The 11145-nt window shown below is 42.7% G+C and carries 7 protein-coding genes; all 7 read left to right on the top strand.

The features are described 5' to 3' along the window. Positions 1-110 precede the first annotated feature (110 nt). The 7 genes from CWC03_RS17395 (at position 111) to CWC03_RS17365 (ending at position 11030) form a co-directional block, all read left to right on the top strand. Positions 111-3785, top strand: a complete 3675-nt coding sequence (locus CWC03_RS17395) for a sensor histidine kinase (RefSeq protein ID WP_249314065.1) — start codon at positions 111-113, stop codon at positions 3783-3785. Positions 3786-3843: 58 nt separating this feature from the next. Next, on the top strand, positions 3844-4353 hold the full coding sequence (locus CWC03_RS17390) for a YgjV family protein (protein WP_138582959.1): 510 nt from the start codon (positions 3844-3846) through the stop codon (positions 4351-4353). Between the two features lie 321 nt (positions 4354-4674). Beyond that, positions 4675-7659: a TonB-dependent receptor gene (locus CWC03_RS17385; RefSeq protein WP_138582958.1), complete on the top strand. Its 2985-nt coding sequence runs from the start codon at positions 4675-4677 to the stop codon at positions 7657-7659. Positions 7660-7754: 95 nt separating this feature from the next. Continuing rightward, positions 7755-8753, top strand: a complete 999-nt coding sequence (locus tag CWC03_RS17380) for a proline racemase family protein (RefSeq protein WP_138582957.1) — start codon at positions 7755-7757, stop codon at positions 8751-8753. Continuing rightward, positions 8750-9838 (top strand): M24 family metallopeptidase, encoded by a 1089-nt coding sequence (locus CWC03_RS17375; protein ID WP_138582956.1) that lies wholly within the window; start codon positions 8750-8752, stop codon positions 9836-9838. The genes CWC03_RS17380 and CWC03_RS17375 overlap by 4 nt, the downstream gene beginning before the upstream one ends. A 9-nt stretch (positions 9839-9847) precedes the next feature. After that, complete coding sequence (lhpI, locus tag CWC03_RS17370; protein WP_138582955.1) at positions 9848-10792, top strand: bifunctional Delta(1)-pyrroline-2-carboxylate/Delta(1)-piperideine-2-carboxylate reductase; 945 nt, start codon at positions 9848-9850, stop codon at positions 10790-10792. Further along, entirely contained in the window at positions 10773-11030 is a 258-nt protein-coding gene (locus tag CWC03_RS17365) for a hypothetical protein (RefSeq protein ID WP_045961857.1), read from the top strand. Before lhpI ends, CWC03_RS17365 begins: the two co-directional genes overlap by 20 nt. Positions 11031-11145: the final 115 nt, after the last annotated feature.

Here is an 11145-nt window from a genome sequence, read left to right as displayed (position 1 = left end):
ATTAATTCAATTGGTATTAAACCCATCAAAAAACACATGCTCTTTTTCGCTTTTGCTATAGTTAATATAACGCGGGCTAACATCTCGACTATATGACTCTATCCAAGCGCATGTCTTTGTTCTTAGCACCATACAGCACACTGAAATGGTTTTGTGTGTTGCTGCTATTGTTATTACCGAGCTTTCCTTGTGCCGCCAGTTTTCCCGAATTTAGCGATACGGCGCAGGTTATGCGACGCTATGACTATAATTCTGGCCTCAGTCAGGTCACTATCACAGCCATTACGCAAGATCAACTCGGGTACATTTGGGTTGGCACACAGTCTGGCCTAAATCGTTTTGATGGTCATGATTTTGTTCAATTTGAAGTAAAGCAAAACTCCAAACATCATCTCTCCGGTGGCTTTATTACCTCACTATGCCACAGTGGTAAATATATCTGGGTTGGAACAAGCACTGGGCTTAGCATTTACGATACTGAGGCGGGAACCTTTCGCTCTATTTTAGCGGCGCACAATGAGGCGGTTAGCTCTGATAGAGTGAAAAAAGTGGCCTGTTATGGTGAATCAGTCACTGTATCAACAGAAGAAGGTGATGCTTATCGAGTTAACTACCAAACCTTAACGCCTGAAAAGCTCTATTTAACCGGTAAATTTGTTCGTGAAGTGCAAGAGACAAGGGATGCGTTTGTTTATCTCAATGCGGATGGCTTAGTCAGCCAGCCAAAAGACAAAGTTGGAGCCAATGTTCTGTTGCAAGGTGAGTTTAAAACACTGTCGCTTTCCCACGGACGGATATTCGTGGTTGATTCTGATGACAAAATCATTAGTTTCGACACTCAATTCAACAAAGTGCAATGGCAAAAGTCGGTCAGCGCGAAAGTAAATCTCAGTATTCATCAAATTAAAGTAAGGGCGCATGAGATACTGGTTGCCTCCAATACGGGTGTGTTTATCTTAGATCTGCAAGGTAGTATCAAACGGCATTGGTATCGCCGTGCAGAACAATATGATGGTCTACAAGACAATAATGTGCTTAGCGTTCAAAGAGATAGAAACGGCGATTTATGGATTGGTACGGAATCACAGGGGCTGCACTTTTTTAGTCAACTGAGCGAGTCGTTTGGCCATGTTGGTGAACAAAACTTTCCGCACGCCCCTTTGGGGCATCCTGATGTGAGAAATTTCGCATTAGACAGTAGCGAGCGTTTTTGGATAGGCACGTCATCTGGTTTATATATTTATCAAAAATCGAGCTTTATTGAAGCGCATCGTATTTTCCCTAGTTTATCTGCAATCAAAGGGAGCTTTATCACCCAGGTAAAGATTTATGATGATACCTTGTGGGTAACAACAAGAGGAGACGGCGTTGTTAGATACGTTTTAACCCAAGGGGAATACAGCCATTTGATGCCAGACTCTGCTAATGGTCCAGAACTCAGCTTTAATGACGTCATTGAGTACCAATCTCAGATTTTAGTGAGTTCAAGAACGCTAGGCCTAATGAGGTTCGACGAAGAATTGAAAACCTTAGTGCAGTTTTTTGAAAATCGTTCGGATGTGCCTTCACATGTGTCGTCGTTTAAAGTAGTAGGGCAGGACTTATGGTTTGGCTCTATAGGTGAGGGATTGTTCAAATTTAGTAAAGGTCAGCTTCATAACATCACCACGCAGGATGGCTTAAAGTCCAATTTGGTTTTTATGATAGATGAAGATCCGTGGCAACGGATCTGGGTTGCGAGTGAAGCGGGTATTAGTTTAGTTGATAAACAAATGAAAGTTGTTCGTACTATTGGTGAACAAGAAGGACTAGGAAACCAAGCTGTTTGGGGACTGGTTTACGATGACTATGAATACATGTGGCTTGGCACCAGTGGGGGGCTTTCGCGCATTAATGTAATGGATTTTACCATTGATAACTTCCTACCCATTGACGGTGTGCAAGCGCATGAGTTTAATTATAATGCTGCTTGGAAGGCCCCTGATGGTAGAATCTTTATGGGCGGAGCTAAAGGCTTTAATCAGTTTTTTCCTCAGAATGTATCAATTTCAAACACCGCACGGCCTATTTTGGTCTCTACAATCGAGTTATTGGGTGAGCCATTAAAGCCAAGTCTCGATGGGATCCTCACGGTCGCACCAGAACTGGCGGGGTCATTGCGCCTGCGCTATGACCAAAATATTATATCGCTACAATACTCTAGTTTAGATTTTGGCTCTGAAAAGTTGAGTTTTTATTACCGTATTAAGGGGTTAAGTGATAAATGGTTAAAACTTGCAAATGGAACAAGGCAAATAAACTTACTCCAGCTTGAGCCCGGTACCTATCGAGTAGAAACCTATACGGTTAACCGTTTTAATATGCAGTCTCCAGTTCATGAGTTTAGCATTCATATCGATGCCCCAATTTGGTGGAATACGTACTCAAAGGCCCTTTATTCGTTCATCATTGTACTTATTATCGCTGCATTTGTTAGAGCGAGACAACAACGCTACCAGCAAGTACTGCGGGATAATCAGAAAATGTCCGCGCTACAAGAGCGGTTGGAGTTGTCATTGTGGGCAAGTGGTGATGAACTTTGGGATTGGCATGTTGAGTCGGGTAAAATTTATCGCTACAGCGTGAATCCAAGGATCGATTTTAGTGATCTGCAAGATAAACTCATCCTCGATGAACTTGACCAGTTTGTGCATCCTAAGGATTGTGTGTTACTTGAGGAGCGTCTGCAATCTTGTGTCGACGGCTGTGAAGACGTGTATGAGTTGTCTATTCGAGTCAAAGATCAACAGGGAGAGTGGATCTGGGTATTAGATAGAGGAAAGGTAGTTGCACGAGATGATAATGGTAGAGCAACGCGGATAGCGGGGGCACTGAAAGATATTGCTGATTTGAAAGCACATCAACAAGCTTTGCAATCGTTAAACGAGCAACTTGAGATAAAAGTCGCGATGCGCACCGATGAGCTGTATAAAAAGAACCAGAAGCTTGAACAAGCAATGTTTGAGTTAAAACAAGCACAAGAAGACTTAATTGAAAGTGAAAAAATGGCCTCATTGGGTGTTGTGGTTGCAGGGGTTGCACATGAAATCAATACACCGTTAGGTATTGCTATCACTGCACTTTCGCATAATGAAGATTGTTTATCTGAGCTGTTAGAAAAGCTTGAAAATAAAACCCTTAAGCAAAAAGATTTGGTCAACTCTATCGATGCACAGCAAGAAGGCTATCTGCTGATCAGTCGCAATCTGCAAAGAGCAGAAAGTCTTATTAGTAACTTTAAGCAAGTTGCAGTAGATCAATCCAGTGAGACAGAGCGTGACATTAACCTGCTTGAATATATCAATGATGTATTCGATTCACTCAAACCATTGGCTAAAAATAAAGAAGTATATTTGTCCATAGATGGGGATGCTGATGTAAATCTCTCCACTTATCCAGGCGCGGTTTATCAAATAATGGCAAACCTATTTAACAATTCCGTTATCCATGGTTTTGAGGGGAGTGCCTCTGGCACGGTCAGCGTGTTAGTCGAAGCAACTGATAGCCACTGGACCATTGTATACTGCGACAACGGTGTCGGCATGGACGAAGCAATGCAAAAGACCTTGTTTGAGCCATTTGTAACCACAAAACGTAATCAAGGCGGATGCGGATTAGGCATGCATATTGTTTATAACTTGGTAACGCAACTTTTAAAAGGCGAGATCCGCTGTAAAACGGCGAAATTACAAGGTGTCGAAATTACAATAAAAGTACCTTTCAAGAAAATAACGGCTGAAAATTAACTTAGGTGAATTACAGCAAGCTAACTGCCTGTGACAATGCTTCTTTTAGGAGTTTGTCATGTTCTTACTATCTCAAGTTTTGGTTACCGTTGCTGTTTTACTCGATCTCGCCTCATTTCAATTTATGAAACGCCAGCAGGTGTTATTGGCACTGAGCGTGTCGACTGCACTTACTGCAATTCACTTCTATCTACTTGATGCTATGGCTGGTGCTTTGCTTATGGCGGTTGCGAGCCTCAGATATCTGGTGTTTATCAAATCGCAGTCAAAGCGCTTGCTTATCGGGTTTCTACTACTCAATACAGTGCCACCTTTAGTACACTTAAATGTAAATTATGAACTTTATGCTGTTTTTGGTAGTGTTTTATTGACATTTGGTGCATTTATTCGCAAGCAGGTGGTATTTCGGTGTGTGATGATGTTAGGTACGGTGTGTTGGTTGATACATAATTGCTATGTCGGCTCACCCATGGCGATTGTGCTAGAAAGTACTTTTTTGGTGAGTAATTTGATTGGGCTAGGGAGAATTTATATCAAGCGTAAAACAAGTAAGTTGAAGGTTGAGTAAACCGCTCTGGCTAGCAGCCGGATTGAAATGGATCCAATTTAACTGCTGTAGACACCAATTAGATTAAATTTAAAATATATCAAATAACTCAATGAATTAGGTTGGTCTTATCCTGTTTTCTAAGCTGTTTTTAATGAGTTCAAGCGGTATCGAAAACGAGTTGAAATAAAAAATTAATAAATAATTTCTATCTAAATCATAGTGTTATTATCTTTTGGAGTGATTTTTGTATAATTAATATTGTATACAATATATCTATTGTGTATTGTTTGTTCGTTACCAAAAAAACACTCAAATCAATGGGAACAAAAGGACAACAATATGCGTAATAACAAAAAAACAGCGCAAACACTGTGTAAATCACTCACAGCATCAGCACTTGCTCTAGCATTGGGGACTACTACTGCATTTGCTGCAGATGGCAATAGTACTGTGAAAGGGAGCATCGTTAATGGTCAAGGTCTTGAGTTATCGCAGGCTCAACTGACCTTTACACATAAAACTAAGGGGCTGAAGTTTGCTGTACAAACTAACGGCAAGGGCGAATACATTTTACGTAATCTGCCTGTTGGTCGTTACAGCGTGTCAATTAATAAAGCAGGATTTGAAACCGTTATTGAAGAGGATGTTGAGCTTAATATTGGACAGGCGCTGATCTTAGACGCTCAACTATTACAACAAGGACAGGATATAGAACGGATAGCGGTAACTGGTACGGCTATCCGACGTGTTGATATGGCCTCGTCAACGTCTGGCGTAACCTTTACAGACGCAGAGCTTAAAGTTATTCCAGTAAACACCGGCTTTGAAAGTATCGCGTTACTCGCACCGGGTACCGCTGAACCTGGTGGTAGTTCATTTCGTGGTGCATCAAGCTTTGGCGGTTCTTCGTCAGCAGAAAATGGTTATTACTTTAATGGCCTAAATGTCACGAGTATCCAAACTGGTTTAGGCTCAATTCGCTTGCCTTGGGAAGCCATTTCGCAAACCCAAATCAAAACGGGGGGAATTAGCCCTGAATTTGGTGGTGCACTAGGGGGGATCGTTAATGCAATCTCTAAATCTGGTGATAACGAATTTAACTTAGGAGCGGAAGTGAGGGTCGATCCTTCATCAAGTCATAGTTATCACGACTCTAATTATTTAGATAATGGCACCATCAATATAAATACCGAGCAAGATTATGACTCGTTCAAAGAACTGCAAATCTGGGCGAGTGGCGCACTCATTGAAGACAGCTTATTTTACTATGGTCTGTATGCACCTCGACGAGAGGTTAATCGCTGGGCTGGGCAAACGACCTTCAATGACAGAAGCCGAGATGAAGACCGCTGGTTTGCAAAATTAGATTGGTTTATCAATGAAGACCACTCAATCGGTTTTTCAGCCATGAATAACAAAAGAGAATGGACGAGACAAACCTATGCCTATGATTGGGAAAGCGATACGATTGGTGATAAACAGGGTGTCGCGGCTCCCGGTGAAGATGGCGGTAAGGTTTACAGCATCAACTATAATGGTTACTTTTCAGACTTCTTCTCGGTGTCTGCGGTCGTGGGTCGAGTCACAGAAAATGTAGAAAATATTGTCGCATCGACTGTACCGGGAGTTTGGGATGAAAGGGAAAGTTTTGTCACATTATCGAGCCACACGGCAAGCGGTGTTTCTGAGCAAGAATTTACCCGTGACCAAGCAAGAATAGATTTTAATATCGATTTGGATTACCACTCCATTTTGTTTGGTGTCGATTATACCAAAGTGACAGTAGATTATTTTGAAGGTCAAAATGGTCTTGGAGACGCGGAAGGCTGGTGGACTATTAAAACCGCTGGTGAAGGGAGTATTTCCGGTGCTGCACTTGGTCAAGATTATATTGAACGCCGAGTGAGGACTAGGACGGTTGATTCTGAGGTTAACTCGCTTGCTTTCTACGTCAATGATTCTTGGCAAGTCACCGACCAACTCGTGTTAAATCTGGGCCTGCGTTATAGTCAGTTTGAAAATACCGTCACCGATGGCAGAGCATTTGTTGATATGGATAACCAAATTGCACCTAGATTTCAGGCTATTTACGACTTAAATGGTGATGGCGAATCCAAAGTTTTCTTTACTTACGGGCGATACTTTCAACCTGTGTCTGCCAACATGAACATCACTCAAGGTTCGGCTTCTGTAGAGTGGTTTGAGTATTTCGACCTAGATCAAGTAGACAGTGATGGCTATCCTGTTTTATTAAATGATGGCTCGCCAAGTCGAGGGGAAATGCTTCGAGATAGACGCTGGCGCCAACGCGGAATTACAGAGCCCGGTCTGATTGCTTCCTCCACCCTTAAGCCGATGTATTCTGATGAATTGACCTTAGGGTATCAGACCACCGTTTTTGACGATATGGCATTTGGGGTTAGGGCGATTTATCGAGATCTCGGACGCAGTGTTGAAGATACGGATGTCGGCCCCGTGCTTGCGAAAAAATTGGCTGAACTCGGTATCCAAGACAATGTCGGTCAGGGTTCTTACTATGTGCTAAACAACCCAGGTGAAGCGATCACCATGAGTTATGATTTCGATGGCGATGGCCAAGTCGATGAAGTGACACTCACTGCAGAAGAGCTTGCCCTGCAACAAGCAGTGCGTAAGTATCTGGCACTTGAATTTACCTTAGAAGGAAACATTACCGACAAGTTACGGATTAATTCTTCTTATACTTGGTCACACAGCTATGGTAATACAGAAGGCTTAGTGAAAACCGATAACGATCAGGCAGATCCAGGTTGGACAACTTCCTATGATTACGCGGATCTGATGGATCACGGCTATGGTAATTTGCCGAACGACCATCGCCATTCAATAAAAGTATCAGGTTCTTACGATATCACAGATGAGTTAACTCTGGGGTTGGTTGCAAGAACGTCATCAGGTCGCCCGACTAACTATTTCTCTAAACACCCTGTCGGTGTAGATAGCTGTGCGCCTGGTAACCCTTGGGATGCTTGCGTGAGTAAATATTACGGCCATGTTTCGCATTATGACGAAAATGGTAACCCAGCCCCTCGCGGTAGTGTAGGTAACCTTCCTTGGGCAACCACGGTAGACTTATCACTCAGTTACTCTACCGACATCATGGGGCATGACTTGTTACTCAAGGGCACAGTTTATAATCTACTAAACAGTGATAAAGCGCTTGGGATCAATGAACAGCGATCTTTAGATGGTGCAAATGGCTTAATCGTTAACCCTGACTACGGCATTACAACGTTACGACAAACTGAGCGTTACGCGTCGTTGGTTGCTAGGTTTACGTTTTAATTTCCCTGGTGATAGCCAAGACTGGGTGCTATGCACCTAGTTCTTGGTTTAAGCCAAGCTAAGTGTTTGGCTTATTTCACATAACGGAGAGTATGATGGCGTTAACAATAGATTTTGAGCAGATACTGAGCTACGCGAAAGTAATAGAGTCGGTTGACATGCATACCGCTGGAGAGCCTTTGCGGGTGATTGTCGATGGTTTCCCTGAACCTCAAGGCAACACTATTTTAGATAAACGGCAGTACTGCGTAGAAAATCTTGATCACTATCGCACCGCGCTGATGTATGAGCCTAGGGGTCATGCTGATATGTATGGTGCGCTTATCGTTGAAAAGCAGTTACCAGAAAGCGATTTTGGCGTGTTATTTCTTCATAACGAAGGGTACTCAACAATGTGTGGTCATGCGATTATTGCTTTAACCACGCTATTTTTACAGCACAATCCCGCAAAGAAACAGTTGTTGATAGATACGCCTGCAGGGCTAATTACCGCATGGCTAAGAGATGGCCAAGCTGAATTTGCCAATGTACCAGCAGAGGTAGTGACACTTGATAAGCAAGTCAAGACATCTGAATTTGGTTTAATCTCAGTGGATATCGCATTTGGTGGTGCGTTTTATGCCTATATTGACGCTGATACAATCAATTTAGCTCTTACGTCAGAAAATGCAGCTTACATTCAGCAGTTAGGTTTAACGCTTAAACAAGAAATTGCAACACAGATTAGCTTAGTGTGTGACGATGTGCGCCTTGCGTTTTTATATGGTGTGATTTTTTATTCCAATTCTCAAAAATCGGACTCTGCTCACAGTAAGCATGTGTGCATTTTTGCCGATGGCGAATTAGATCGCAGTCCAACAGGGACTGGGGTCAGTGGTAGAGCTGCAATTCTTGCCGCCAGAGATGAGCTCGCCGCAAACCAACGTATCTTTATTGAAGGTATATTAGGCTTAGGCTTAGATGTTTGTTATCAACTTAGTGATAACAGTAAATCGCTAATCCCAATAGTTTCGGGCACGGCCTATATTACAGGCAGACACCAATTTATTTTAGACGACCACGATCCATTAGTAAGAGGATTTTTACTACGATGAATGTAGATTACGCAGCCAGACAGCAACGCTTAGTCAATAAATTACAACAACACCAAAGTGACGCTATCATTATTTATGGCTACGAGAATATTGTATATTTAACCGGCTTTACCGGTCATGCAGCAACATTGTTGATGTCTTCAAATGGGCGACACCGACTCATTACTGATTATCGTTACTTTGAGCGTGCTAGCAATGAAGCGGTGGGAGTCGAAGTCATTTTAAGAAATCGTGATAAAGAAACGTTACCTGATTGTATTTTTAGATTATTGGATGGGCCGCGACAGCTTGCATTTGAAGCGCATCATATCAGTCACGCAGATTATGTCTCATTAAACATCAGCGCAAAAAATGCCACGCTTATTGCCGCGCCGCTTTGGGTGGAATCACTAAGACAAGTTAAAGATGGTTATGAAATTAACTGTATTAAACGCGCCGCCGAGATAGCTGACTCGGCGCTTGCCCATACACTGCCTTTGTTAAAAGTAGGGATCACTGAGCGAGAAGCGGCAATTGAGCTTGAGTATCAGATGCAAAAGCTAGGCTCCGAAGGTCTCTCTTTTGACACAATCCTATTATTTGGTGCTCGTTCTTCCTTACCGCACGGAAACCCAGGACAGGCAAAACTTAACCTAGGCGATTTGGTACTTATCGACTTTGGTGCGGTGATAAGCGGCTATCGCTCTGATATGACGCGAAGTTACGTGTTAGGGGAGCCGACGAAGCAACAACAATCCATTTATGACACGGTCCAACATGCGCAGCGAGCTGCGTTGGCGCTAATAAAAGCAGGCGTTAACTGCATAGATTTAAATAACGCATCACACGATGTGTTGAGTCATAGTGACTTTTCACAATACGCAGGTGAGGGACTTGGTCACGGTGTGGGGCTATTTCTACACGAGCAGCCGTTTATTAAACCTGGGGTCGATCACCAATTAGAAGCTGGTAATATCATTACCATAGAGCCGGGTATTTACATTCCAAATTATGGTGGTGTGCGCTTGGAAGAAGATGTACTGGTGACTGAAAATGGTTTTGAATGCTTAACCCACGCGCCACAAGTATTTCAGCTTACGAACTAAGGAATGATGATGCAAATTATTACTCGCCAAGAAGTCGCGGATAGCCTCAACTACCCAAGCTTAATTCAGGCGCTTAAACAGGGTTTTGCGCAACCAGCAGGTACACCAACACGGCAAGTTTTTGAGCTAGATGATAGTCACAGCAATCATGACGCTTTTGCTGTTTTACCTGCTTGGAATGCCGATGTGATTGGCGTAAAGGCGTTTACCTATTTCCCTGATAACAACCAGCACGATAAAGCCAGCCTTTACTCAAAAATCATGCTGTTCTCCAGACAGTTCGGCGAGCCGCTCGCGCTTGTGGACGGCACCGAAGTAACGTTGTGGAGAACCTCTGCTGTGTCAGCATTAGCCTCGGAGTATTTAGCACCTAAGCATGCCAAACATCTGGTTTTCTTTGGTTCAGGCAATTTAGCCAGTTACATGATTAATTCGCATTTAAGTGTTAGAAATTATAGTAAAATTTCAATAATTGCACGCAATGCTGAAAAAGGACGCCTGTTGCTGGATCTATTGTCCTCGCAGCATCCGGGAATGGAATTTTCATTGTATCAGGAGGCAACAGAGTCTGTTATCGCTTCGGCAGATGTGATCAGTTGTGCAACAGGCAGTCATACGCCTTTGTTCAATGGAGAGTGGCTAAGCGATAGTACGCATATAGATTGCATTGGCAATCACCATAAAGATTGTCGAGAAATTGATACCACAACGGTAACTAAGAGCCGCGTTTTTGTAGATAGTCGCGCCAATGTATTGAACGAGGCGGGCGAATTGTTGTTACCGATCAGTGAAGGTAAATTTAGCCCTGATAAGGTGGTTGCAGAGCTTAGCGAAATGACTAAAAATAACCTAGGTCGAAGTAACGAGAACGAAATTACTTTGTTTAAGTCTGTAGGAACAGCATTAAGTGATTTAATTGGAGCGAAATTAGTGTATGACTTGGTTCAAAAATAAAGAGCACGGTAAAGTGTATGAAGTAACCGCAGTAGTCAAAGCTGCTGATAAGCGCTTGGTGAATCCGCTTATTTGTCACGAATGTCACATGTTAGTCAGTTATCAAGGAGTTGGTGGCGAAACGAAAAGTGAAAAGCTGCTATATGATGAGGTGTTTTACAAAGCGTTTCAAAACCACGATAACTGTTACGTCATGGTGGATGACAATGGTATTCGCCATTATCATCCGAGTGAGTAAAGTGACTTATTCAATTAAGTGAACACAATTAGGTGAACACAATTAGGTGAACACAATTAGGTGAACACAATTAGGTGAATAAGCGCTAATTTTTGACCTGACAGAGTACAAAGAT

The organism is Pseudoalteromonas sp. S2755 (assembly GCF_005886535.1).
Lineage (GTDB): Bacteria > Pseudomonadota > Gammaproteobacteria > Enterobacterales > Alteromonadaceae > Pseudoalteromonas.
This window is presented reverse-complemented; position numbering and strand designations above follow the sequence as displayed.

Bases quoted from the DNA above. Each gene is read 5' to 3' on its own strand.
- CWC03_RS17395 (WP_249314065.1), top strand. From the start codon at position 111: ATGTCTTTGTTCTTAGCACCATACAGCACACTGAAATGGTTTTGTGTG.
- CWC03_RS17390 (WP_138582959.1), top strand. From the start codon at position 3,844: ATGTTCTTACTATCTCAAGTTTTGGTTACCGTTGCTGTTTTACTCGAT.
- CWC03_RS17385 (WP_138582958.1), top strand. From the start codon at position 4,675: ATGCGTAATAACAAAAAAACAGCGCAAACACTGTGTAAATCACTCACA.
- CWC03_RS17380 (WP_138582957.1), top strand. From the start codon at position 7,755: ATGGCGTTAACAATAGATTTTGAGCAGATACTGAGCTACGCGAAAGTA.
- CWC03_RS17375 (WP_138582956.1), top strand. From the start codon at position 8,750: ATGAATGTAGATTACGCAGCCAGACAGCAACGCTTAGTCAATAAATTA.
- lhpI (WP_138582955.1), top strand. From the start codon at position 9,848: ATGCAAATTATTACTCGCCAAGAAGTCGCGGATAGCCTCAACTACCCA.
- CWC03_RS17365 (WP_045961857.1), top strand. From the start codon at position 10,773: ATGACTTGGTTCAAAAATAAAGAGCACGGTAAAGTGTATGAAGTAACC.